Source organism: Pseudomonas sp. EA_5y_Pfl2_R50 (assembly GCF_963970475.1).
Taxonomy (GTDB): domain Bacteria; phylum Pseudomonadota; class Gammaproteobacteria; order Pseudomonadales; family Pseudomonadaceae; genus Aquipseudomonas.
Window position 1 is genome coordinate 1 of sequence record NZ_CAXAPT010000168.1, and the last position, 456, is coordinate 456.

General features: G+C 66.7%; 1 protein-coding gene. It reads right to left on the reverse strand.

The window, feature by feature from the left end; translation table 11 throughout:
- The coding region (locus AACY19_RS27270) for a polysaccharide deacetylase family protein (RefSeq protein WP_339454600.1) at positions 1-456 on the reverse strand (456 nt) is incomplete at both ends.

Consider the following 456-nt stretch of genomic DNA (forward strand, 5'->3'; position numbering starts at 1 on the left):
CGTCGGCATAGCTGTCGGCGTCGTAGAGGAAGCCGCCTTCCTCGGCGGCGAGCCGCGCGGTGTTAGGTGAGGTGCGGCCTTGGTACCAGCCGAGCGGGCGTGCGCCGGTCAGCCGCGTGTGAAGCGCGACCGCTTCTGCGATGTGCTCGCGCTCGACGGATTCGGGAACGGACTGGTAATCGATCCAGCGCAAGCCGTGGCTCGCGATCTCCCAACCGGCTGTCATCATGGCTTCGACAGCCGCCGGATTCGCCTCCATCGCCCTGGCGACGCCGAATACAGTGAGCGGCAGCCGACGTTCGGTAAAGAGCCGGTACAGCCGCCAAAATCCGGCGCGGCCACCGTATTCGTAGAGGCTCTCCATCGCCATCGCACGAGCGGGATGCGAGGGCGCCCCGACCATGTCGGAGAGAAAGGCTTCGGAGCCGCGATCGCCGTTGAGGACGCTGTTCTCGG